The 22896-nt window shown below is 71.5% G+C and carries 20 protein-coding genes; 8 read left to right on the top strand and 12 right to left on the bottom strand.

From position 1 onward, the window contains the following. Window positions 1–61: 61 nt before the first annotated feature. From DFJ66_RS21895 to DFJ66_RS21870, 6 genes are read left to right on the top strand one after another with little or no spacing between them, the layout of a single operon-like run. Window positions 62–799 carry a GntR family transcriptional regulator gene (locus tag DFJ66_RS21895; protein WP_121223526.1) on the top strand — a complete coding sequence of 246 codons (738 nt, stop codon included), beginning with the start codon at window positions 62–64 and terminating at the stop codon, window positions 797–799. 22 nt (window positions 800–821) lie between these two features. Continuing rightward, window positions 822–1049, top strand: a complete 228-nt coding sequence (locus DFJ66_RS21890; RefSeq protein WP_121223525.1) for a 4Fe-4S dicluster domain-containing protein — start codon at window positions 822–824, stop codon at window positions 1047–1049. A gap of 11 nt (window positions 1050–1060) precedes the next feature. Beyond that, window positions 1061–2401, top strand: coding sequence for an ABC transporter substrate-binding protein (locus tag DFJ66_RS21885; protein ID WP_121223524.1), 1341 nt, complete (start codon window positions 1061–1063; stop codon window positions 2399–2401). Beyond that, a complete protein-coding gene (locus tag DFJ66_RS21880) occupies window positions 2401–3171 on the top strand; it encodes an ABC transporter permease (RefSeq protein WP_121223523.1) in 771 nt (256 codons plus the stop codon). Before DFJ66_RS21885 ends, DFJ66_RS21880 begins: the two co-directional genes overlap by 1 nt. Then, window positions 3168–3833 (top strand): ABC transporter ATP-binding protein, encoded by a 666-nt coding sequence (locus DFJ66_RS21875; protein ID WP_121223522.1) that lies wholly within the window; start codon window positions 3168–3170, stop codon window positions 3831–3833. The genes DFJ66_RS21880 and DFJ66_RS21875 overlap by 4 nt, the downstream gene beginning before the upstream one ends. After that, window positions 3833–6442 (top strand): fumarate reductase/succinate dehydrogenase flavoprotein subunit, encoded by a 2610-nt coding sequence (locus DFJ66_RS21870; protein WP_121223521.1) that lies wholly within the window; start codon window positions 3833–3835, stop codon window positions 6440–6442. The genes DFJ66_RS21875 and DFJ66_RS21870 overlap by 1 nt, the downstream gene beginning before the upstream one ends. 54 nt (window positions 6443–6496) lie before the next feature. Here DFJ66_RS21870 and DFJ66_RS21865 read toward each other — a convergent pair whose 3' ends face one another. The 11 genes from DFJ66_RS21865 to DFJ66_RS21815 all read right to left on the bottom strand — a co-directional run bounded on the left by DFJ66_RS21865 (window position 6497) and on the right by DFJ66_RS21815 (window position 17676). Then, window positions 6497–7771, bottom strand: a complete 1275-nt coding sequence (locus tag DFJ66_RS21865; RefSeq protein WP_246029852.1) for a GGDEF domain-containing protein — start codon at window positions 7769–7771, stop codon at window positions 6497–6499. Window positions 7772–8208: 437 nt separating this feature from the next. Then, window positions 8209–9435 carry an MFS transporter gene (locus DFJ66_RS21860; RefSeq protein ID WP_121231551.1) on the bottom strand — a complete coding sequence of 409 codons (1227 nt, stop codon included), beginning with the start codon at window positions 9433–9435 and terminating at the stop codon, window positions 8209–8211. A 359-nt stretch (window positions 9436–9794) separates the two neighbouring features. Continuing rightward, window positions 9795–11216, bottom strand: coding sequence for an MBOAT family O-acyltransferase (locus DFJ66_RS21855; RefSeq protein WP_121223520.1), 1422 nt, complete (start codon window positions 11214–11216; stop codon window positions 9795–9797). A gap of 98 nt (window positions 11217–11314) precedes the next feature. After that, complete coding sequence (gene rlmB / locus DFJ66_RS21850) at window positions 11315–12277, bottom strand: 23S rRNA (guanosine(2251)-2'-O)-methyltransferase RlmB (RefSeq protein ID WP_121223519.1); 963 nt, start codon at window positions 12275–12277, stop codon at window positions 11315–11317. Window positions 12278–12281: 4 nt separating this feature from the next. Continuing rightward, window positions 12282–13667, bottom strand: a complete 1386-nt coding sequence (cysS, locus tag DFJ66_RS21845; protein ID WP_121223518.1) for a cysteine--tRNA ligase — start codon at window positions 13665–13667, stop codon at window positions 12282–12284. Between the two features lie 55 nt (window positions 13668–13722). After that, on the bottom strand, window positions 13723–14337 hold the full coding sequence (locus tag DFJ66_RS21840) for an HAD family hydrolase (RefSeq protein WP_121223517.1): 615 nt from the start codon (window positions 14335–14337) through the stop codon (window positions 13723–13725). Next, complete coding sequence (locus tag DFJ66_RS21835) at window positions 14334–15605, bottom strand: MFS transporter (RefSeq protein ID WP_246029851.1); 1272 nt, start codon at window positions 15603–15605, stop codon at window positions 14334–14336. Before DFJ66_RS21835 ends, DFJ66_RS21840 begins: the two co-directional genes overlap by 4 nt. Next, window positions 15602–15997, bottom strand: a complete 396-nt coding sequence (locus DFJ66_RS21830) for a PPOX class F420-dependent oxidoreductase (RefSeq protein WP_121223516.1) — start codon at window positions 15995–15997, stop codon at window positions 15602–15604. The genes DFJ66_RS21835 and DFJ66_RS21830 overlap by 4 nt, the downstream gene beginning before the upstream one ends. A gap of 5 nt (window positions 15998–16002) precedes the next feature. Further along, window positions 16003–16470, bottom strand: a complete 468-nt coding sequence (gene ispF / locus DFJ66_RS21825) for a 2-C-methyl-D-erythritol 2,4-cyclodiphosphate synthase (RefSeq protein ID WP_121223515.1) — start codon at window positions 16468–16470, stop codon at window positions 16003–16005. Further along, the gene (ispD, locus tag DFJ66_RS21820; RefSeq protein ID WP_121223514.1) at window positions 16467–17159 is read right to left on the bottom strand and encodes a 2-C-methyl-D-erythritol 4-phosphate cytidylyltransferase; all 693 of its coding nucleotides are present in this window, start codon (window positions 17157–17159) and stop codon (window positions 16467–16469) included. The genes ispF and ispD overlap by 4 nt, the downstream gene beginning before the upstream one ends. Before the next feature lie 28 nt (window positions 17160–17187). Then, a complete protein-coding gene (locus tag DFJ66_RS21815) occupies window positions 17188–17676 on the bottom strand; it encodes a CarD family transcriptional regulator (protein ID WP_065915127.1) in 489 nt (162 codons plus the stop codon). Between the two features lie 314 nt (window positions 17677–17990). Here DFJ66_RS21815 and DFJ66_RS21810 point away from each other — a divergent pair, with 314 nt between their 5' ends. Together DFJ66_RS21810 and radA are read left to right on the top strand one after the other, a co-directional pair. Further along, window positions 17991–18767 (top strand): copper chaperone PCu(A)C domain-containing protein, encoded by a 777-nt coding sequence (locus DFJ66_RS21810; RefSeq protein WP_121223513.1) that lies wholly within the window; start codon window positions 17991–17993, stop codon window positions 18765–18767. A gap of 136 nt (window positions 18768–18903) precedes the next feature. After that, complete coding sequence (gene radA / locus DFJ66_RS21805) at window positions 18904–20277, top strand: DNA repair protein RadA (RefSeq protein WP_211351266.1); 1374 nt, start codon at window positions 18904–18906, stop codon at window positions 20275–20277. Between the two features lie 46 nt (window positions 20278–20323). Here the strand turns inward: radA and otsB are convergent, their stop codons facing one another. Then, the gene (gene otsB, locus DFJ66_RS21800; RefSeq protein ID WP_121223512.1) at window positions 20324–22852 is read right to left on the bottom strand and encodes a trehalose-phosphatase; all 2529 of its coding nucleotides are present in this window, start codon (window positions 22850–22852) and stop codon (window positions 20324–20326) included. Window positions 22853–22896 lie beyond the last annotated feature (44 nt).

The raw sequence follows: 22896 nt of genomic DNA, 5'->3' as shown, positions 1-22896 counted from the left end.
CCCAGGTGGCGTAACACTCCGTCCACGGTCCGTTCACCGTTGCCGGCCCAGACTGTGCGCCATGAGCAGCAGCGCACCCGAACGGCGACTGCGCGCCGACCGGGCGCGGCAGGCCGCCGACGTGATCCGCCAGCAGGTCGTGCAACGGGCGTTCCCGGACGGCGTGCTGCCGGACGAGATGTTCCTCGCGACCGAGTTCTCGGTGTCCCGCAACACCATCCGCGAGGCCCTGGACCTGTTGCGCGAAGAGGGTCTGATCGAACGCGTGCCCGGCGTGGGCACCGTCGTCGTCACCGAGAAGTACGCGCACGGCCTGAACCACCTGATGGGCCTCGCGGAGACCTTGCACGAGCACGGCGAGGTCACCAACGACGTCCGCGCCGCCGGCCCGATCAAGCCGCCTTCCCCGGTGGCGCAACGACTCCGCCTCGGCGACGGCGAGCAGGTCGTCTACGTCGAACGCCTGCGCCGCCTCAACGGCCTGCCGCTCTCGCTGGACCTGACCTACCTGGCGATGGACGTCGGCCTGCCGCTGCTGGACGAGGACCTCCGCCACCGCGACATCTTCTCGCTCATCGAGCAGACCTCCGGCCAGCGCCTGGGCACCGCTGCCGTGACGCTCGAAGCCGTCAACGCCGACCTCCACGCGGCCACCGTGCTCGAAGTCCCCAAAGGCGCGGCCCTGCTGGTGGTCGAACGCCTGAGCCACTTCGCGGACGGTCGCCCGGTCGACCTCGAATTCATCCGCATGCGCGGCGACCGCCTGACCATGCGCGCGGAATGCCGCCGCACACCCTGAAAACCCGTTGGGAGCGCACACGATGGCCCTGGTGAACAACCGGGTCGACGTCCCCGTGACGATCGACCAGTCCCGCTGCATCGACGGCTGCCGGCTGTGCGTGGACATGTGCCCGCTGGACTCGCTGGCCATCCACCCCGAGACCAACAAGGCCTACATGCACGTGGACGAGTGCTGGTACTGCGGCCCGTGCGCCGCGCGCTGCCCCACGGGCGCCGTCGAGATCAACATGCCCTACCTGCTGCGGTGAGAGGACCCCGAATGCGCAAGCTCCTGAGCATCCTGGTGGCGACGACAGCGGTGGCGGCGTGTGGCACGGGCGAGGCGTCCTCCGACACGGTCGCGGTCGTCATCGGCTACCAGTCCAAGACCATCAACACCGTCACCGCCGGCACCCTGTTGAGGGACAAGGGGTTCTTCGAGAAGCGCCTGGAAGAGCTGGGGCGCAAGACCGGCAGGAAGTATGAGGTCACCTGGCAGGACTACGACACCGGCGCCCCCATCACCGCGCAGATGATCGCGGGCAAGATCGACATCGGCTCGATGGGCGACTTCCCGTTGCTCATCAACGGTTCTCGCACCCAGAAGCAGGGTGACGAGGGCACCCGGATGGTGTCGGTCACCGGCTACAACCCGCGCGGTGCGCTCAACATGGTCGTGGTGCGGCCCGACTCCACCGCCAAGACGCTCGCCGACCTCAAGGGCCAGAAGGTGTCCGCCAGCGTCGGGTCCGCCGGCCACGGCACGCTGGTCCGCGCGCTCGGCGACATCGGCGTGACGGTGGAGAACCAACAGCCGTCCGTGGGCGCGTCGGCGTTGCAGGGCGGTGGGGTGGCGGCGTTGTCGCAGTTCGTGGCGTGGCCGGGGCAGCTGGTGTTCGACAAGCAGGCCAAGCTGCTCTACGACGGCGCCGCGCTCAACTTCCCGACGCTGCACGGGGTCGTGGTGCGCAAGCCGTTCGCCACCACCCAGCCCGACGTGCTCGCCGAGTTCCTGCGCGCCCAACTCGACGCGACGAAGTTCCTGCACGAGAACCCGTTGCCGGCGGCGGAGATCGTGGCCAAGGCGACCGGCTTGCCCACCGAGGTCGTCTACCTCTACAACGGGGCCAACGGCATCGCCACCTTCGACCTGTCGCTGAAGTCCGTGCTGCGCAACGCTTTGCGCGAGGACGTGCCGTTCCTGAAGTCCATCGGCAACATCGAGGAGCTGGACGTCGACCGGTTCATCGACGACGGGCCGCTCAAGGCCGCCGTGGGCGCGGGCACGGAGGAGCTGGTCAACCCGGCCCGCATCACCGGCACGGACAAGGCGTGCGGCGTCGAGGTGTCCGACCCGGCCACGGCCGGCGAGATCTGGTTCGACGGCGAGCCGACCACGGTCCCGGCGGCCACCCCCGAGTGCCTGTTGAAGCAGGTCAAGCAGGCCGGCAGGAAGGTCCGGGTGGCCTACGTCCCGGACGCCGCCACCGGCACCCGGTGGTTCGCCGAGCACGCGCACTGGGTGCGGGTGGACGGCAAGCTCCAGCCGTTCACGACGTTGGCGGAAGCCGAGAAGCGCGGTCCCGTCCTCACCTACGCGCAGGCGCTGGCGGAGGCGTGATGTCCGGCCGGTGGGTGCTCAGAGCGGTGTCGCTCGCGGTGGGACTGGCGCTGTGGCAGGTGCTCACGGTGACCGGGGCGCGGGTGTGGCTGCGGTTCGACCAGTTGCCGACCGTGGTGGAAGTGGCCGAGCGGTTCGTGCAGCAGGTCCAGGTGTCGGAGTACTACCAGGACTTGGGCAGCAGCCTGGCGCGCATCGGCCTCGGGTTCCTGCTCGCGGCGGTCTTCGGCACGGCCCTGGGGGTCGTGGTGGCGCGGTCGCGGGTGCTGGAAGACCTGTTGCAGCCGCTGCTGGAGGTGGTGCGGCCGATCCCGGCGATCGCGCTGGTGCCGATCGCGATCCTGCTGTTCCCCACCGACGAGCAGGGGATCGTGTTCATCACGTTCGTGGCCGCGTTCTTCCCGATCCTGGTCAGCACCCGGCACGCGGTGCGGGCGCTGCCGACGATCTGGGAGGACGCGATCCGCACGATGGGCGGCAGCCGGTGGCAGGTGCTGGTCAAGGTCGTGCTGCCGGGGACGCTGCCGGGCGTGTTCGGCGGGCTGTCGGTCGGCATGGGCGTGTCCTGGATCTGCGTGATCTCGGCGGAGATGATCTCCGGCCAGTTCGGCGTCGGCTACCGGACCTGGCAGGCCTACACGGTGGTCGACTACCCCGGCGTGATCGTCGGCATGGTCACCATCGGCCTGCTGGGCTGGCTGACGTCGTCGGCGGTGGAGCTGCTGGGTCGCCGCGCCACGCGGTGGCTGCCCCGGGAGGCGCGGGCATGAGCGTGCGGATCGAGGGCCTGACCGTCGGGTACGGGCGGTCGGCGGTGTTGCAGGGCGTCGACCTGACGATCGACGACGGCGAGATCGTGGTGGTGGCCGGGCCGTCCGGGTGCGGCAAGTCCACCCTGTTGCGGGCGGTGGCGGGGCTGCTGCCCATCACGTCCGGGCGGGTACTGGTGGACGGTGAGCCGGTGCGCGGGCCGTCCCGCGAGCGGGCGCTGGTCTTCCAGGACGACGGGCTGCTGCCGTGGCGCACGGCGTTGCGGAACGTCGAGCTGCCGCTGGCGTTGCGCGGAGTGTCCAAAGTGGAGCGCCGTGCGCTGGCGCGGTCGTGGCTGGACCGCGTGGGGCTGGCGGCGTTCGAGAAGTACCTGCCCCGCGAGCTGTCCGGCGGGATGCGGCAGCGCGTGCAGTTGGCGCGGACGTTGGCGCAGGCGCCCAAACTGGTGTTGATGGACGAGCCGTTCGGCGCGCTGGACGCGCAGACCCGGGCGGCGATGCAGGGTCTGGTGGTCGAGGTGCTGCGGGAGACCGGGACGACGACGATCTTCGTCACGCACGACGTGGACGAGGCCGTGCTGCTGGGCGACCGGGCCGTGGTGCTCGGCGCGGGCGAGGTCGACGTGGAGCGCGAGGCGATCCTGGCGGCGGTGATGGGCTGATGGAGATTCCCGCGGTTTCGGAGCGGGTCGAGCTGTCCTGCGACGTGCTGGTGATCGGCGGCGGCACGGCCGGGTCCATGGCCGCCATCACCGCCGCCGAGCACGGGAAGTCCGTGCTGCTGCTGGAAAAGGCCCACGTGCGGCACTCGGGCGCGCTGGCGATGGGCATGGACGGCGTGAACAACGCCGTGATCCCCGGCAAGGCCTCGCCGGAGGACTACGTCGCCGAGATCACCCGCGCCAACGACGGGATCGTGGACCAGCGGACCGTGCTGCAGACCGCCACCCGCGGGTTCGCGATGGTGCAGCGGCTGGAGCGGTACGGCGTCAAGTTCGAGAAGGACGCCGACGGCGAGTACCACGTCCGGCAGGTGCACCGGTCCGGCTCGTACGTCCTGCCGATGCCCGAGGGCAAGGACGTCAAGAAGGTGCTGTACCGGGTGATGCGAGAACGCTCGATGCGGCAGCACATCCGCATCGAGAACCGGGTCATGCCCGTGCGGGTGCTGGTGTCGGACGGCCGGGCCGTGGGGGCGGTCGGGTTCAACACGCGCACCGGCGAGTTCGTGACCGTGGCCGCGGGCGCGGTGATCCTGGCGACCGGCGCATGTGGACGGTTGGGGTTGCCGGCCAGCGGTTATCTCTACGGCACGTACGAGAACCCGACCAACGCGGGCGACGGCTACTCGATGGCCTACCACGCCGGCGCGGAGCTGTCGGGCATCGAGTGCTTCCAGGTCAACCCGCTGATCAAGGACTACAACGGGCCGGCGTGCGCGTACGTCGGCAACCCCTTCGGCGCGTACCAGGTCAACGCGCTGGGGGAGCGGTTCGTGGACTGCGACTACTGGTCCGGGCAGATGATGGCGGAAGTCGCGGCCGAGATCGCGTCCCCGCGCGGCCCGGTGTACCTGCGGACCACGCACCTGCCCGAGGAGTCCGTGGCCGCGCTCGAGAACATCCTGCACAGCACGGAACGCCCGACGCGCGGGACGTTCCACAGCGGACGCGGCCACGACTACCGCACGCACGACGTCGAGATGCACATCTCCGAGATCGGCCTGTGCGGCGGCCACTCCGCGTCCGGCGTGTGGGTGGACGACCACGGCCGCACCACCGTGCCGGGCCTGTACGCGGCCGGCGACCTGGCCTGCGTGCCGCACAACTACATGCTCGGCGCTTTCGTGTTCGGCGACCTGGCCGGCGCGGACGCGGCGGTCTCTTGCGGTTCTGCCGTCGATCTGCCCGAAGACCAGATCGCGGTCGCGCACGAGTTGATCTACCGCCCGCTGCGCTTCCCGGACGGCCCGCCGCAGGCGCAGGTCGAGTACAAGCTGAGGCGGTTCGTGAACGACTACGTGGCCCCGCCGAAGTCCGGGACGCGGCTGGAGCTGGCGCTGGAGTCGTTCGAGCGGATGAAGACCGAGATCGCCGGGATGGGCGCGCGGACGCCGCACGAGCTGATGCGGTGCGCCGAGGTGCACTTCATCCGGGACTGCGCCGAGATGGCCGCCCACGCGTCCCTGACCCGCACCGAGAGCCGCTGGGGCCTCTACCACGACCGGGTGGACACACCGGGCCGTGACGACGACTCGTGGTTCCACCACCTCAACCTGCGCAAGAACGCCGCCGGGGACATGGAGTTCGTGAAACGCCCGGTGGCCCCGTACCTGGTCCCGGTCGAGGGCTTCACGCCGCCGCCCGGGACCGTCGAGGTGCTGGCCGGCCGGGCCGTCACGGTGGCCTCCTCGGTGGCGGCAGAGGACCGGGGTGTGGTGTCGGCGTCGTCGGGTCGGCTGCTGGAGCTGCTGGCGCTGACCGACGAGCAACCCGACCTGGCCACCCTGGCGCCGTACCTGGCCGATCCGGACCCGGCCGTGCGGCGGTCGGCGGTGGCGGTGCTGACCGAGGCCGTGCCCGCGGGGTTCGAGTTCGCGCTGGTGCGGGCGATGGCCGACGAGGACGCGGAGGTGCGGGCGGCGGCGGGTGCCGGGTTGCGGGAGCTGGTGGAGGTCGTGCCGCCGAGCGAGGCCCTGCGCGAGGCGCTGGCGGCGACCCCGGGTGCCGTGGCGGTCGAGGTGTTGTGGGCGCTGAAGCTGGGTGACGAGGAGACGTACGCGCGGGCGGTGACCGATCCCGACCCGGCGGTGCGGGTGGCCGGCGTCCGGGGCTTGGTGGCCCTGCGGTCGGCCTCCGTGTTGGCGGACGTGGCGGCGGACCCCTCGCGGGAGCTTCGCGTTCTGGTGGCGCAGGGCTTGGGCGGGCTGCGGGCACGGCCGGACGTCCTGGTCACCCTGGCCCACGACCCCGACCCGTTGGTGCGCGCGGCGGCGCTGGAGTCGGGGGCGGGGTTCGCCGAGCTGGAGCCCGTGGCGGCGGTCGCGCTGGGTGACCCGTCCTGGCGGGTGCGCGTCGGCGCGGTGTGGGCGGTCGGCGACCCGGCGCGGGTCATCGCTGCGCTGGGTGACGAGAACCTGGACGTGCGGAAGGCGGTGGTGCGGGTGTTGGCGCGGTGGTCCGAGCGCGCCGAGGTGCGGGAGGCACTCCGGCGAGCCCTGGCGGACACCGACGCGGACGTCCGCGCCTACGCTCGCCAAGCGCTCGAGTGACGGTGGTGCGCTGCTCGTACGGTGAGGGCTCGAACGGTGAGGGCTCGAACGGCCTCAGGCTGAACGGCTGACCTCGGGTTCGTCGACCCTCGGCCCGGGTAGGTGGTGGGCGTGGATGTCGATCCCGGCCACCCGCACCTGGTTGCGGCCGTTCTCCTTCGCGGTGTACAGGGCCGCGTCGGCGCTGTGCTGGGCCATGGCCAGGGAGTCGCCGTTGTCCGGCACCACCGCCACGCCGATGGACGCCGAGATGGCCCGCACCTCCGGGCCGTCCTCGGTGACCGGCAGGTTCCGGCCGCGCAGGGTGACGGTGTTGCGGTGCTTGTCCGTGGTCACGACCGACATCTCGCCGATCGCCTCGCGGACGCGTTCGGCGATGGCCGTGCCCTGGGCCAGGCCCGTGTCGGCCAGGACCACCACGAACTCCTCGCCGCCGTCCCGGCCGGCCACGTCACCGGGGCGCAGCTTCTCCCGCAGGATGCGGCCCACCTCGGCCAGCACGGCGTTGCCCGCCGGGTGGCCCCACGTGTCGTTGATGCGCTTGAAGTGGTCCAGGTCGATCGCCAGGACCGTCACCGGCCGCCCGGACCGGCGGCAGTCGTCGGTCAGCTTGGCGGCGTGCTCGTTCAGGCCGGTGGTGTTGAACAGGCCGGTCCGGTAGTCGGTGTGGGCGTCCTTGGTGAGCTGCAGGTGGGCCTTGTGCTGCTCGGCCACCAGGCGCTCGAGGTGCGCCTGCCGCTCCGACGCCCGGTGCAGCAGCGCGTTGACCAGGATCACCGGCACGACCAGCAGCAGCGGCGCGACCCAGTGGGTGGCGATGAGCATGCCGAGCATCGCCCCGACGCCCAGCGTGGTCATCTCCAGCATGTTGTCGTTGCGGGAGCCCAGCGCGTCGACGAACCGGGTCTGCGGGTTGACGATCCGCAGCGCGACCGACATCAGCGCCACCTGCACGAACCAGTACAGCGCCGCCACCAGCACCAGCACGCCGAGCAGGCCGAGGTCCAGCAGCACCTGCCCGGACGACGACCCGAGGGACAGTCCCGACATGTGGACGGCGGCATTGGCGAGCAGCGTGCTTGCCACGATGTGGGCGGAGGTGAACACGAACCGGTAGGGCTGGCGGCGCGCGATCGGCCACAGCACGATCCGCAGCCACACGGCCACCAGCACCGCCATGCCGCCGGGCAGCACGATGGCCGCCGCGAAAGTCCAGACGGAGGTGAGGTCGAAGTACGGACCCGCCGATTCGTCGCGTCGGGATTCCTCCGCCCGCCGCACGATCGTGAGGTGGATCGTGATGGCCAACACGAGTGCGGCGAACCGCACCCAATCCGTGGCGGGGGCGAAACGCAGGGTAGTCAGCAGCCAAATGGCGGCGATTGCGACCGCCACTTCGACGGAAAGGATGTAGGCGATCGCGGTACGGCGCAGCGACCAAAGGTCCCAGTTGCGCACCAGACGTCGTCTGGCTGTCGCGGACGGCTCGTGGTCAGGCAAACTGTTCTTCACCACGTCCCCCCTACACTCATGCCGCCGCCGCGCGGCTGCTCGCCGGCCCGGCGGCCTTACGGCCCCCATCGGTACCCAAGTCGCGCGTAGAGGAGCGTCTGCCATGCGTAACCGCGAGTGGTGACCCCATCGCTCTCCTTGAGCCCGGTTCCGAAACTTCACCGTGCGTGCGAACTTCACCCTGCGTGCGTGAGTTCTCGCGGACGGCACACGAACGCCTCGTCATGAGAATCGCCATTCATGATGAGTCCGTTTCATGTGATCACCGCGTTCGGGTCGGTCCTGGCACGTGCGCGGTTCCAGGCTACGGTCGCCTGCCCCGCGAGGAGCACCCCGATGGCCCCGGCGCCCGCGAGTGTCGCCGTCACGGAGCCGAGCGCGTGTGCGACCACGCCGGCCAGCGCCATGCCGCCGCCCTGGCTGGACCGCAGCGCCGTGCGCGCGATGCCGTAAGCCCGCCCGCGGTAGGCGTCGGGCAGGATGCGCATCCACGCCGAGCGCGCGGGCGTGTGGTACGCCCCGGCCATGCCCGCGATCACCAGCAGGGCGATCGTCCAGGTCAGGTTGGGGTTCAGCGCGAACATCACCAGCGGCGCCAGGGACAGCACGGCCAGCGGCCCGATCAGCCGCTCCCGCTTCGCCGGGTCCCTGACCAGCCGGAACAACACGGCCACGCCCAGCACGTTCGCCGCCGGTTCGATGGCCAGGATGAGTCCGACCGCCCACACGGCGTCGAGGCTCGCGGCCAGCGGCACGGCGAGCCCTTCGGGCACCATCGCGATGCCGGCCAAAAGGCGCATACCCATTAGAGAGCGCAGACGCGGTTCCGTGACGAGCAGAGCGAAAGCTCCTTTGCCGTCTTCGGCTTCCCGATGCTCCCCGCCCCGCGGCGCGGCGGCCGGCCGGTGCCGGACCGACAGCTGCACCAGCACCGCGACCAGCACGAACGTCGCCGCGTCGATCGCCAGCGCCACGTGCGCGCCCATCCCGGTGACCAAGAACCCGGCCGCGGCCAACCCGGCCATCTGGGCCACGTCCATCGACGTGCCGAACAGGGCGACGCCGTCGTCGTAGCGCTTGTCGGGCAGCACGGCGGGCAGGCTCGCCTCCTGGGCCGCCAGGAACGGCGAGGCGACCATCAGCACGAGCACCAGCAGCACGATCATCAGCCACAGCGGCACGCCCGGCACGGCCATCAGCCCGACCAGCGCGGCCTGCAGCCACGCGCAGCTCACCATCACCGTGCGTCGCGGGAACCGGTCGGCGATCCAGCCCAACAGCGGCCCGGAGACCAGCGACGGCAGCAGGGTGAGCGACCAGGTGAGGGCGGTCCAGGCGGGGGACCCGGTGCGCTCGTACACCAGGAGTGACAGGGCGACGGCCGCCAGCTGGTCGCCCAGCGTGGACACCGTCGAGCCGATCCACATGCCGCGGAACTCGCGGTTGCCCACGAGCGCGCGGATGGTCCCCCCGGAAGTCACCACTCCTCCAGGTTCGTCGGCCCCGTTGAGCGAGTCACGTTACCCCCACCCGAGTAACAATTTCCTCGGTTAGCACGGTAGAAGCTGCTGGTTCTGCAATCCCTGTCCTACCACAGTGTGTACCCGAACGGACGAGATCGGTTACATAAAGTAGTTACAATGGCGAAAAGCCGGGCACCTATTCTTGACAGTTGACGCCATCGTGACCCCCCGTGAGCAAACCTCGCCTACCCTGCGTCAAGGCGACCTCCATTGGTCGTCGCAGTCGCTGGTCCGACCGGTCCAGTGCGCTCGTGCGGGCCGCCGAGCGGGCCGCGGTGATGTCGCTACCGCGATTTCCCCGCACCGCCCGGCGATGATCAGAACTGGTAGTACAAGAACGGGCTGAACGTGCCACTCGCGACCAGGATCGCGGCGTAGGCGACGCCGACCGTCATCAGGGACACCCTAGCGGCCACCGCGATCTTGTCGCGCGACGACTCCAGGTAGGGCCCCGTCACCGGGTGGCTGGGCATTACCACAATGACCAGCGCGGCCAGCAGGAGCACAATCCGCTGATTGGTCGCCGCCCCCGCCACCGCGTCGGTCAGGCCCCCGAAATCCGGTGCGACCAGATGGCCGATGATTGTGAACGCGGTACCCAGGTCGGGTGATCGGAAGAACACCCAGCCGATCAGCACGAGCAGCACGGTGAGCACCCGGCGGCCAATTCGGGCGGGCGTGGCGACCGGCGCGGAATCCCATCCGAAACGGCGTTCCAGAACCAGCAGCGCGCCGTGGAAACAACCCCACACGAGGAACGTCCAGTTCGCCCCGTGCCAGAAACCGGTCAGCACGAAAACGATCGCCAGGTTGCGGTAGGTCCGCAGCACGCCGGTGCGGTTCCCGCCCAGTGGGATGTACACGTAGTCGCGGAACCAGCGGGACAGCGACATGTGCCAGCGCCGCCAGAACTCCGTGATGGTCACGGAGGAGTACGGGCGGGCGAAGTTCTCCGGCAACCGGAAGCCCAGCATCCGGCCCAGGCCGATCGCCATGTCCGAGTAGCCGGAGAAGTCGAAGTACAGTTGCAGCGTGTAACCGGCGGCGCCGAGCCACGCGATGCCGCTGGTCATCTGGTCGCCCGGCGTGGCGAAGCACGCGTCCACCAGCGGTGCCAGCGAGTCGGCGATGATGACCTTCTTGCACAGCCCCAGCGCGAACCGCGGGAAGCCCGCCGCGATGTCGTCCCACCGGTGCATCCGGGGCTGCGGCAGCTGGTCGGCGATCTCCCGGAACCGGACGATCGGCCCGGCGACCAGCTGCGGGAACATCGCGATGTAGGTGACGAACGAGACCGGGTCGCGCAGCGCCGGCCGCTCGCCCCGGTAGACGTCCACCACGTAGGAGATGTGGTGGAAGGTGTAGAACGAGATGCCGATCGGCAGCGCGAGGTGCACCACCGGCAGGTCCGCGCCGACGACGGACGCGATGTTGTGCAGCTGCTCGGTCGCGAACCCGGCGTACTTCCAGATCAGCAGCACGCCCAGGTTCAGGCAGATCGAGCCGACCAGCACCAGGCGGCGGTCGCCCGGCGCGTCCGGCTCCAGCCGCCGCCCCGCGAGGTAGTTGGCGACCATGCACACCAGCAGCAGGATCGTCGTGCCGCCCGCGCCGCTGACGTAGAACAGCAGGCTGGCGACCGCGACGACGGCGTTGCGGCGGTTCCTGGGCGCGACGAGGACCGCCGCGAGCACGAGCGGCAGGAAGAACCACAGGAACAGCGGGGTGGCGAAGGACATCGGCGCAGACCTTATCCGCCGGACGACGTCAAGGAAGCCGATCGGGTGACAAACCGCCCTTCGTCACACCCGCTCGCCCGGCCGGTGGCGGGAGCACCTCACCCGTCGAGGCGCCGCCTGCGGGCCACCTCGGCCAGCACGACACCGGCCGCGACCGACGCGTTGAGCGACTCCACGCCCGAGGCCATCGGGATCGACACGGTCTGGTCGCACGTCTCCTTCACCAGCCGCGACAGGCCCCGGCCCTCCGAGCCCACCACGACCACGAGCGGACCGGTGGCCAGGTCGAGGTGGTCGACGTCCACGTCACCGTCGGCGTCGAGCCCCACGATCATCAGGCCTTCCTCGGCCCACTCCCGCAGCTGGCGGGTCAGGTTCGTGGCGATCGCGATCGGCATCCGCGCCGCCGTGCCCGCGCTGGTCCGCCACGCCACCGCCGTGACGCTCGCCGACCGCCGCTGCGGCAGCAGCACGCCGTGCGCGCCGAACGCCGCCGCCGAGCGCACCACGGCGCCCAGGTTGCGCGGGTCGGTCACGCCGTCCAGCGCCACCAACAGCGGCGGGGCGCTCGTCTGCCGGGCCGCGTCGAGCAGTTCGCGCGGGTCGGCGTACTCGTAGGGCGGCACCTGGAGGCCGAGGCCCTGGTGCATCGCGCCGCCGGTGATCCGGTCCAGCTCGCCGCGCTGCACCTCCAGCACCGAGATGCCCCGGTCGGCGGCCAGCTTGACCGCCTCGGCCACCCGCTCGTCCGCGTCGATGCCCAGCGCCACGTACAGCGCCGTCGCCGGGATGCCCGCGCGCAGGCACTCGACCACGGGGTTGCGGCCCGCGACGGTCTCCGGCGCGTTCTCGGCGGCCTTGCGGCGCTGGCCGCGGACCTGTTCGGCCTTCGCCTTGGCCTGGGCGCGCTTGTAGGCCGGGTGGTTGGGCCGGTCGGACGCCTTGGGCGTCGGCCCCTTGCCCTGCAAGCCCTTGGACTTCTGCCCGCCGGAACCGACGACCGCGCCCTTCTTGGAGCCAGGGTTGCGCATCGCGCCCCGGCGCTTGGAGTTGCCTGCCACGGTGTCAGTCGTCCTTCAGCGTCCACAGCGGACCGTCGGGGGTGTCCTCGACGGCGATCCCGGCCAGGAGCAGGTGGTCGCGCAGGGCGTCGGCCCTCGCGAAGTCCCTGTCCTTGCGGGCTTTCGTGCGCTCTTCCAGCACACGCTCGACCAAAGTGGCCAGTGCCTGCTTCGTACCCGAGTCCGTCGTGGACGCGTCGGCCCACGCCAGCGGGTCCAGCCCCAGCACGGCGGTCATCGCGCGCACCGACTCGGCCGCCGACCGCGCGCCCAGGTCGTCGCCGGACTCCAGCGCGGTGTTGCCCTCGCGGACCCGCTTGTGGATCGCGGCCAACGCGCCCGGCGTGCCCATGTCGTCGTCCATGGCGGCGATGAACGGCTCCGTCAGCTCGCCCTCGCCCACGGTCCCGGTCCGCTCGACCACGCGGCGCACGAACGACTCGATGCGCCGGTAGGCGGCCACCGACTCGTCCAGCGCTTCCTCGGAGTACTCGATCGTCGACCGGTAGTGCGGGCCGACCAGGTAGTAGCGCAGCTCGGGCGCGCGCACCTTCTCCAGCATCGCCGGGATGCTGACGGTGTTGCCCAGCGACTTGGACATCTTCTCGCCGCTCAGCGTCACCCAGGCGTTGTGCATCCAGTACTGCGAGAACCCGTCGCCGGCCGCGCGGGACTGCGCCTGTTCGTTCTCGTGGTGCGGGAAGATCAGGTCGATGCCGCCGCCGTGGATGTCGAACGTGCCGCCCAGGTAGGTGGTGGCCATCGCCGAGCACTCCAGGTGCCAGCCGGGCCGGCCCGCGCCCCACGGCGTCGGCCACGACGGCTCACCGGGCTTGGCGGCCTTCCACAGCGTGAAGTCGCGGGGGTCGCGCTTGCCCTGCGCCGCCGACTCGCCCTGGTGGACCTCGTCCAGCTTCTGGCCCGACAGCGCGCCGTACTCGGGGAACGAGGTGACGGAGAAGTAGACGTCACCTCCGGCCGCGTAGGCGTGACCCGCGTCGACCAGGCGCTGCATCAGCTCGACCATCTGCGTGACGTGGCCGGTGGCGCGCGGCGCGTAGGAGGCGGGCAGGCAGCCCAGCAGCGCGTACGCGTCCTCGAAGGCGCGCTCGTGCGTGTACGCCCACTCCCACCAGGGACGGCCGTGGTCGGCGGCCTTGGCGAGGATCTTGTCGTCGATGTCGGTGACGTTGCGCACCAGCAGGACGTTGTCGTGCGTGCGCTGGAGCCAGCGCCGCAGCACGTCGAAGTTCAACCCGCTGCGCACGTGGCCGATGTGCGGCACGCCCTGCACCGTCGCCCCACACACGTAGATCGACGCCGTTCCGGAGACCTGCGGGACGAACTCCCGCATGGACCGGCTCGCGGTGTCATAGAGGTGGAGGCTCACGTGAAGATGGTACGGGCGTGGGCCGCTCGGGGTTGAATCGACCGGGCTCGTGTGCTTATGCCAGGTGACTCTTGAGGATGTCCACCAGGGCGCCGGGCCGCTGGGCCGTCTCCAGCGGCGGCACGATCGCGACCTGGCAGCCGATCGCCGCCGCGCCGCCGTCGGCCTCCTCGCTGTCGCCGATCATCAGCGCCTCGCTGGGGTGCACGCCCAGGCGTTCGCAGGCGATCTGGAAGATCTTGGGGTCCGGCTTGGCGTGGCCGACCTCGAAGGACAGCACGTACTCGTCGACCCGGTGCTCCACGCCGTGCCGGGCGAACACGGTCCGGATGTCCCAGGCGATGTTGCTGACCACGGCGGTCGGCAGCTCGGTGCCCAGGGCCTGCGCGGTGTCCGGGTAGGGCTGCCAGAACGGCGGGCTGACCAGCTGGTCGTAGAACGCCGCCGGGTCCGCCGCGCCGGCCTTCTCCAGCACCTTGAGGTGCAGCTCGCGGTGCACGTCGCCGTCGAGGTCGCGGCGCTCCCACTCGTCGGGGTCCACGCCCAGGCTCGGGTCGAGGCCGACCGGCGCGGTGAGCGCCCGCATGAGGTCCGCGTGCGCGGTGAGGGAGTCGTGTTCGAGCCGGAACAACGTGCCGGAGAAGTCGAAGAGGACGGCGCGGATCGTCACAACCGCACGCTACGTGGTCCAGACCTGGCTTTGTAGGTTTCCGGCAGGAGCAGGACGCACGCCACACTCACCGCCGCCGCTGCCGCCACGTACCAGCCGATCGCCCCGGTCCCGTGCGCGCTGACGAGGTGGGTGGCGAGGGTCGGGGCGAGCGCGCCGCCGAGCACGCCGCCCAGGGTGTAGGCGAACGAGGAGGCGGAGTAGCGGAACCGGGCGGGGAACAGCTCGGGCAGGAACGCGCCCAGCGGCCCGTACACCCAGCCCATCGCGGCCAGCGCGAACACCGGGTGCCCGCCGGGCAGGGTGACCCCGGCGGCGATCGCGGCGAGGCACCCGGTGACCAGCACGGGTTTGCGCCCGAACCGGTCGGCGGCGCGGCAGGCCACGACGGTGGTCAGCGCCATCGCTCCCACGGCGGCGATCTGGTCCAGCAGGACGTCGCCGCGCGGGCGGCCGAGGGTCTTGGTCGCGTAGGCCAGCCCGAACGTGGTGGCGACGTAGAACAGGACGTAGCAGACGACGATCGTCCCGCCCGCGCCGAACAGCCTGGCCGGTGCTTCGCGGAGCATGTCGAGCAGCGGTTTCGAGCTGCGCTCCCGTTGTGCGGTGAGCCGCGCGAACTCCGGCGTCTCCGCGATGGTCAACCGCACCCGCAGCCCGACGAGGACCAGCACGGCCGAGGCCAGGAACGGCACCCGCCAGCCCCAGTCCCGGAAGGCGTCGTCGCTCAGGGCGGTCGACAGGACGAGGAACGAGCCGCTCGCCAGCGCGAACCCCACAGCCGGTCCGACCTGCGGGAACGTCGAGTACCAGCCCTTGCGGCCGGGCGGCGCGCACTCGTTGGCGAGCAACGCGGCCCCACCCCACTCGCCACCGAGCCCGAGCCCTTGGAGGAACCGGAGGGCGGTGAGCGCGACCGGTGCGGCCACGCCGATCGCGTCGTAGCCGGGGAGGAGGCCGATCGCGACCGTGGCGCAGCCCATGACCAGCAGCGAGGCCACGAGCGTCGACTTGCGGCCCCTCCGGTCGCCGAGGTGCCCGAAGAGCAACGCGCCCAGCGGACGGGCGACGAACGCCACGGCGAAGGTGGAGAACGCGGCCAGGCTGCCCGCTACCGGGGACAGGGTGGGGAAGAAGGCGGAGTTGAGGACCAGGGCGGCGGCCGTGCCGTAGAGGTAGAAGTCGTAGAACTCGATGGCCGTGCCGACGAAACTCGCCACGGCCACCCGACCGGTGCCGGGATCCACCCGACCGCCGCCGGCGGTCACGCCGCGTTGCCGGCGACCTTGGTCGGCGTCACGCGGAGGACCACGCGGACCTTGTCCGGGGTCTCCTCGGGGAAGTCCTTGCCCGTGTACTTGTGGGACAGCGTGTTGGCCAGCGAGCGCTCCGGGTCCTCGGTGATCGTGACCGTCCCGCGGATCTCCGCGTAGACCTCCGGGTCCTTGAGGTCCCAGACGCTGATGCTCACGCGCGGGTCGCGGCGGGCGTTGCGTTCCTTCACCCGGTCGCGCAAGGTCGAGAACAGCAGGTCGTCGCCGTCACGGGTGATCCACATGACGGAGCTGTGCGGACTGCCGTCCGGGTTGATCGTGGCGAGGGTGGCGTAGTTCGGGCCGTCGACCAGGGCGCGGGTCGCGGCGCTGAGGGAGATCGCCATGGACCTCAGGCTAGCGGGACGATCAACGCCGTGGCGATGGCCGCGATGCCCTCGCCCCGGCCCGTGAGACCCAGGCCGTCCGTGGTGGTGCCGCTGACCGCGACCGGGCCGCCCACGGCCTCCGACAGCACCCGCTGCGCCTCGTCCCGGCGCTTGCCGACCTTGGGCGCGTTGCCGATCACCTGCACCGAGGCGTTGCCGACGCGCCAGCCCGCCTCGCCCAGCAGTCTGCGCACCTCGGCGAGGAACTCCACGCCGTGCCGACCGGACCACCGGGGGTCGCTGGTGCCGAACACCGCACCGAGGTCACCCAGTCCGGCGGCCGACAGCAGCGCGTCGCACAGGGCGTGCGCGGCGACGTCGCCGTCCGAGTGACCCGCGCACCCGTCGACGCCCTCCCAGCGGAGACCGGCGATCCAGCACTCCCGGCCCCGTTCCACCTGGTGGACGTCGGAGCCGATGCCGACCCTCACGCCTGGCCTCCCACGAGCAGCGCCTCCGCGACCGCGAGGTCGAACGGGGTGGTGATCTTCAACGCGTCCGGGTGCCCCGGGACCGTGGTGACCGGCACACCGAGCCGTTCCACCAGGCCCGCGTCGTCGGTGGCGTGCAGGCCCGACTCGTGCGCGCGCAGCAGCGTGCCCGCGTCGAAACCCTGAGGGGTCTGGACCACGCGCAGCGCCGACCGGTCCGGCGTGGCGACCACCACACCGTCCGCGTCGACCTGCTTGACCGTGTCGGCCACCGGCAGCACCGGGATGACCGCCGGGTGACCAGCGCGAACGGCGTCCACCACGGCCGTGATGACCTGCGGCGGGGTGAACGCGCGGGCGGCGTCGTGCACCAGCACGACGTCCGTGTCCGGGAACTCGCGCAACGCGTGCGCCAGCGCCAGCCGGACCGAGTCCGACCGCTCCGCGCCGCCCGCGAGCACGCGCACCGCCCCGTCGGCGGGCGCCAACGGGGCGGTGACGGTTCTCACGGTGTCTACATCGGACGGTGGCGCGGCGATCACCACGTGCCGCACGCAACCCGCCGCGAACAGGCCGCGCACCGCTCTCACCAGCAGCGGAACGCCGTCGACCGGCACGAGTGCCTTGGGCACAGCGTGTCCGAGCCGCTCTCCCCGGCCCGCCGCGGGCACGAGCGCGACCACACCCATGTTGTTCTTGTTCTTCGGATGTCGAGGGTCAGGACGCGGTGGCGAGAACCTCGTCGAGGAGGACCTCCGCCTTGTCCTCGTCGGTGCCCTCGGCGAGCGCCAGTTCGCTAACCAGTATCTGTCGAGCCTTCGCCAGCATCCGCTTCTCACCAGCGGACAGTCCGCGATCCTTCTCGCGCCGCCAGAGGTCGCGCACCACTTCGGCCACCTTGTTCACGTCACCGGACGCGAGCTTCTCGAGGTTGGCCTTGTACCGCCGGGACCAGTTGGTCGGCTCCTCGGTGTGAGGAGCGCGCAAGACCTCGAAGACCCGGTCGAGACCCTCTTGGCCCACCACGTCGCGCACGCCGACGATCTCGGCGTTGTCAGCGGGGACGCGAACCGTGAGGTCGCCCTGGGCAACCTTCAGAACGAGGTACTTCTTCTCCTCGCCCTTGATCACACGGGTCTCGATTGCTTCGATGAGAGCGGCACCGTGGTGCGGGTAGACGACGGTCTCTCCGACCTTGAAAACCATGTGTCCTCTGCCCCTTTCGCTAACCCCATCCTAACACGTCGAGCAATCCCCTCTTCGGCGTCCGGAGATCAGTTCGCGCAGGTCAGGGCCACGAGGGGGGTTGACAAACCACCCGGCGACGTGCAACGGCCCAGGTCGATCTTGCTCCACAGTGGACGACCTGGCACGGTCGCGACGCGCAGCGCGGGGGCGCTGTGGGGCACCACATGAGGTAGGCCGTCACCGGCCCCGTTAGGCTCCTGGACTGGTGGTCGACCGGCCTACTGCCGGGTACGGCCCGCCTGTGTCAACACACCGGAAGGATCCGAGCAGCCGTGGGTCGCGCACCGCAGAAGTCCCCAGCGTCTCGCCGCCTGGCCGTCGTGGCCGCCGTGGCGACCGGCCTCGGCCTCGCCGCCGCGGGTTGCAGCGCAGGTCAGGTCACGCAGACCGACACCCAGGTGGCGGCCGTCAACGGTGCGAGCGGGACGGTCGGGACCATCGCCGTCCGCGACGCCCAGCTGCTGTTCCCGGTCGCGCACGGGTACTACGAGGAGGGCGACAACGCCCCGGTCGTGGTCCTGATCGCGAACAACGGCGGCGAGGCGGACAAGCTGCTGTCGGTCACCAGCGACCGCTCGGCCGAGGCCGAGATCACCGGCGACAAGGACCTGGAGCCGGGCACCGCCATCAGCGGCGGCGCGGACCAGGACGACGCCGGCAGCCACCAGACCACCACGTCGCACCCGGCGTCGTCGTCCGCGTCGGCCACGTCCACCTCGTCCTCCGACAGCCACGGCACCTCGGGCACGACGACGACCACGACGACCCCGGCCGCGGGCTCGACCACGACCACCACGACGTCCGCCTCGGGCACGTCGATCTCGGGCCCGCCGACCACGACCCGCAACCCGTCGGCCTCGGTGTCGGCGTCGGCCAAGCCGAGCGAGCCGGGCAAGGTCAAGATCGTGCTGAAGGACTTCAAGGGCGACCTGCGGCCGGGCCAGACCCTGCGGGTGACCTTCCTGTTCGAGAAGGCCGGCCCGATCACCCTGGACCTGCCGATCGGCGCCACCCCGGAGCCGCGCAAGGAAGGCGCCTCCGAGCACTGAGCGCGCGGCACTGAGCGCGCGGCACTGAGCGCAAGGCCACGACGAAGGCCCGTTCCCGGTTCGCCGGGGACGGGCCTTCGCGCTTCCCGTGCCGGCACGCCCGGGACTGTCGGGGGTGGTCGTTAGCCTGCACCCCGTGGTCAAGAACGGGCGTGCGGTGAAGGCTTCCTACCGGTGTGCCGAGTGCGGGCACGAGGTGGCCAAGTGGGTGGGGCGGTGTCCCGAGTGCCAGGCCTGGGGCACCGTCGAAGAGCGCGGCGTGAGCCGGTCCGCGCTGGCCCGCGTGGTCGCCGGTGCGCCCAGTGCCCCCGCGCGCCCCATCGGCGAGGTGGACATCGAGTCGGCCCGCGCGCGCAAGACCGGGGTGGCCGAGCTGGACCGCGTGCTCGGCGGCGGGCTGGTGCCGGGCGCGGTCGTGCTGCTCGCGGGCGAGCCGGGGGTGGGCAAGTCGACCCTGCTGCTGGAGGTCGCCTACCAGTGGGCCGTGAAGGGGTCCGTGCCCTCGCTCTACATCACCGGCGAGGAGTCCGCGGGCCAGGTCCGGCTGCGCGCCGAGCGCACCGGCAACATCCACGGCCAGATGTACCTCGCCGCCGAGAGCGACCTGAGCGCCGTCCTCGGCCAGGTCGAGGCCGTCAACCCCGGCGTGCTGATCGTCGACTCCGTCCAGACCATGTCCTCGCCCGAGGTGGACGGCACACCCGGCGGCGTCACGCAGGTCCGGGCCGTCACGGCGGGCCTGGTCGCCCTGGCCAAGGAACGCGGCCTGCCGATCGTGCTGGTCGGGCACGTCACCAAGGACGGCTCGGTCGCCGGACCCCGCGTCCTGGAGCACCTGGTGGACGTCGTCCTCCAGTTCGAGGGCGACCGGCACTCCAGCCTGCGCCTGGTCCGCGGCATCAAGAACCGGTTCGGCGCGGCCGACGAGGTGGGCTGCTTCGAGCTGCGCGACGACGGCATCGTGGGCGTCCCCGACCCGTCCGGCCTGTTCCTCAACCGCCGCGACCAGGACGTCACCGGCACCGCCGTGACCGTCGTCGTGGAGGGCAAGCGCCCCATGCTGGGCGAGGTCCAGGCGCTGGTCACGCCCACGAACCTGCCCTCGCCCCGGCGCGCGGTCAGCGGCCTGGACTCGGCGCGGGTCGCGATGGCGCTGGCGGTGCTGGAGAAGCGCGGCCGGATGGCCCTGCACAACAAGGACGTCTTCACCGCGACCGTCGGCGGCATGAAGCTCACCGAACCGGCCGTGGACCTCGCCGTGGCCCTCGCGGTCGCCTCGGCCGCCACCGACCAGCCCCTGCCGCACGACCTGGTCGTGGTCGGCGAGGTCGGGCTGTCCGGTGAGCTGCGCCGGGTCAACGGCGTCGGCCGAAGGCTCACCGAGGCCGCCCGCCTCGGCTACACGAAGGCCCTGGTCCCGCCGGACGCCGGCCCGCTGCCCCCGGAGACCCGGGCCCTGGTCGCCCACGACCTGTTCGAGGCCCTGCAGCTGCTCAAGCTCAAGAAATGACGAACGCCCCCGGCCGCGAAACCGGGGGCGTTCGACGCACCCAGCGCTACTTCGCCAGCAGTTGCGCGCAGCGGATCAGGCCGAGGTGGCTGTAGGCCTGCGGGTGGTTGCCCAGGGAGCGCTCCGCGATCGGGTCGTACTCCTCGGGCAGCAGGCCCGTGGGCCCGGCCGCGTCGACCATCTGCGCGAACAGCTCCTCGGCCTCCGTGCGGCGGCCGGTGAGCAGGTACGCCTCGATCATCCACGCCGCGCACAGGTGGAAGCCGCCCTCGTCGCCGGGCAGGCCGTCGTCGCGCCGGTACCGGTACACCGTGGACCCCGACCGCAGCTCCGCCTCGATGGCCGTGACGGTGGCCTGGAAGCGGTCGTCGGTCGGGTCGATCAGGCCGGTCAGGCCGACGTGCAGGGACGCCGCGTCGAGGTCGTCGCCGTCGTAGGCCGTGGTGAACGACTGCGCTTCCTCGCTCCACCCGTGCTTGAGCACGTCGTTGGAGATGGTGTCGCGCAGCACCGGCCAGGACGGGTCGATCTCGCGCCCGTAGGTCTCGCCCAGCGACACCGCGCGGTCCAGCGTCACCCAGCACATGACCTTGGAGTACACGTGGTGGCGTGGCGCGTGGCGCTCTTCCCAGATGCCGTGGTCGGGTTCGTGCCAGCGCCGGGCGACCGCCTCGGCCATGGCCTGCACCATCGCCCAGTCCTGGTCGGTGAGCGACCCGCGCGCGGCGGCCAGCTGCACGACCAGGTCCACGACCGGGCCGAACACGTCGAGCTGCACCTGCTGGTTGGCCAAGTTGCCCACCCGGACGGGCCGGGAGCCCGCGTAACCCGGGAGGGTGTCGATCACGGCCTCGGCGCCCAGCATGGTGCCCTGCAGCGTGTACAGCGGGTGCAGGCGCTCCGGGCCGGGCAGCGTGGCCAGCACGCCGTGCACCCAGCCCAGGAAGTTCTCGGCCTCGCTCAGCGAACCCAGCGACACCAGCGCCTGCGCGGTCAGCGCCGCGTCCCGCAGCCAGCAGTACCGGTAGTCCCAGTTGCGGATGCCGCCCAGCTCCTCGGGCAGCGACGTGGTGGCGGCGGCCATGATCGCGCCGGTGTCGTGGTGCACGAGGCCCTTGAGCGTGAGCGCCGACCGCAGCACCAGGTCCGTCTCGACGGTGGGCAGCTTCAGCGTCGCCGCCCAGTCCGACCAGAACGACCCGGCGCGCGCCCGCCGCTCCGGCTCGCCCAGCGTGGCCTCGGACAGGTCGTCCGTGCCGCACCGCAGCTCCAGCAGGATCGGCGCGCCCTCGCGGGGCCGCACGACGGCCGTGGCCGTCTCCTGGATGCCGTCGGAGGTGATCTGCCAGTCCACGCCGGGGGAGCGCAGCACCATCGGGTCGGACGTGCCGACCACGCGCAGGCCGTCGCGCTCGCGCAGCAGCCGCACCGGGACCTGGCCGAACTCGGGGCGCGGCGCGAAGGTGATCACCGCGTTGGTGGAGCCGGAGATGCGCCGCACCAGGTCGGTGCGGTGGGAGGCCAGGTCGTGGTCGAGGTAGTCGGTGACCAGCAGCCGCGACCAGCGGGTCTCCACGATCATCGTGCCGGGGACGTACCGCTGGCCCAGCGGCAGCGACCCGTGCTCGGGCTTGATCGAGAAGTGGCCCGCCGCCGGCCCGCCGAGCAGGTCGGCGAACACCGCCGCCGAGTCCGGCTCGGGGTGGCACAGCCAGTTCACGCGCGCGTCGGGGGTGAGCAGGGCGACCGAGCGCTCGTTGGCGAGCATGGTCAGCCGCTCGATCGGCACGGCCTGGTCGCCGTGCAGCCAGTTGCGGCGCTCCTCGAACAGGAACGCGAGCACCGTGGCCACGTCGAGGGTGTCGTCGATGCGGAACTCGGCCAGCGACTCGCCGTCGCCGACCTTGATGCCCACGTCCGGCCCGGACAGCCGGGCGAAGGCCTTCTCGTCGGTGACGTCGTCGCCCACGAAGATCGACGCGGTCGCGGACACCCGGTGCCGCAGGACGTCCAGCGCGTGGCCCTTGTCGGTCTGCACGACGGCGAGCTCGATCACGGCCTTGCCCTCGGTCACCTGCACGCCGTCCCACGTGCTCGGACCGCTGCGCACGGCGTCCAGGACCCGCTCGCCGACGGCCGGGTCGGCCCGCCGGACGTGCACCGCGATGCTCGCCGGCTTGACCTCCAGACCGACGCCCTCGTGGCCCTCGACAATCGTTTCAAGTGCCGCTTCCAGCCGGCGGTGCAGGGCCTTCGCGTCGGCGTCCAGCGCGTGGACGAAACCGACGTCGAACTCCGACCCGTGCGAGCCCACGAGGTGCACCTCGGACGGCAGCCGGGACAGCGTCGCGAGGTCGCGCAGGGCCCGTCCGGAGATCACCGCCGTCGTGGTCTCGTGCAGACCGGCCAGCGAGCGCAGCGCGCCCACCGACTCGGTCAGCGGGCGGGCGTCCTCGGGGTTGGCCACGATCGGAGCCAGTGTCCCGTCGTAGTCGCACGCGACCAGAAGGCGCGGTGTGCGAGCGAGCTGCACGATCGCACGGCGGAGCTCGGCGGGGAGGGCTTCGGCGGTCAACGCCCCTCCTCAAGACTCGGTGGGACAGGTCGGTGTGCAAGGTC

It is taken from the genome of Saccharothrix variisporea (assembly GCF_003634995.1).
Classification (GTDB): domain Bacteria; phylum Actinomycetota; class Actinomycetes; order Mycobacteriales; family Pseudonocardiaceae; genus Actinosynnema; species Actinosynnema variisporeum.
Note: the sequence above shows the minus strand (reverse complement) of the source record. Positions and strands in the feature narration are given on the sequence as shown.

What these genes read in the sequence shown, in the direction of transcription:
- DFJ66_RS21895 (WP_121223526.1), top strand. Translation starts at nt 62, where the DNA reads ATGAGCAGCAGCGCACCCGAACGGCGACTGCGCGCCGACCGGGCGCGG.
- DFJ66_RS21870 (WP_121223521.1), top strand. Translation starts at nt 3,833, where the DNA reads ATGGAGATTCCCGCGGTTTCGGAGCGGGTCGAGCTGTCCTGCGACGTG.
- ispD (WP_121223514.1), bottom strand. Translation starts at nt 17,159, where the DNA reads ATGGGTGTGGTCGCGCTCGTGCCCGCGGCGGGCCGGGGAGAGCGGCTC.
- DFJ66_RS21855 (WP_121223520.1), bottom strand. Translation starts at nt 11,216, where the DNA reads ATGTCCTTCGCCACCCCGCTGTTCCTGTGGTTCTTCCTGCCGCTCGTG.
- DFJ66_RS21875 (WP_121223522.1), top strand. Translation starts at nt 3,168, where the DNA reads ATGAGCGTGCGGATCGAGGGCCTGACCGTCGGGTACGGGCGGTCGGCG.
- DFJ66_RS21890 (WP_121223525.1), top strand. Translation starts at nt 822, where the DNA reads ATGGCCCTGGTGAACAACCGGGTCGACGTCCCCGTGACGATCGACCAG.
- DFJ66_RS21880 (WP_121223523.1), top strand. Translation starts at nt 2,401, where the DNA reads ATGTCCGGCCGGTGGGTGCTCAGAGCGGTGTCGCTCGCGGTGGGACTG.
- DFJ66_RS21830 (WP_121223516.1), bottom strand. Translation starts at nt 15,997, where the DNA reads ATGGCGATCTCCCTCAGCGCCGCGACCCGCGCCCTGGTCGACGGCCCG.
- DFJ66_RS21885 (WP_121223524.1), top strand. Translation starts at nt 1,061, where the DNA reads ATGCGCAAGCTCCTGAGCATCCTGGTGGCGACGACAGCGGTGGCGGCG.
- DFJ66_RS21815 (WP_065915127.1), bottom strand. Translation starts at nt 17,676, where the DNA reads ATGGTTTTCAAGGTCGGAGAGACCGTCGTCTACCCGCACCACGGTGCC.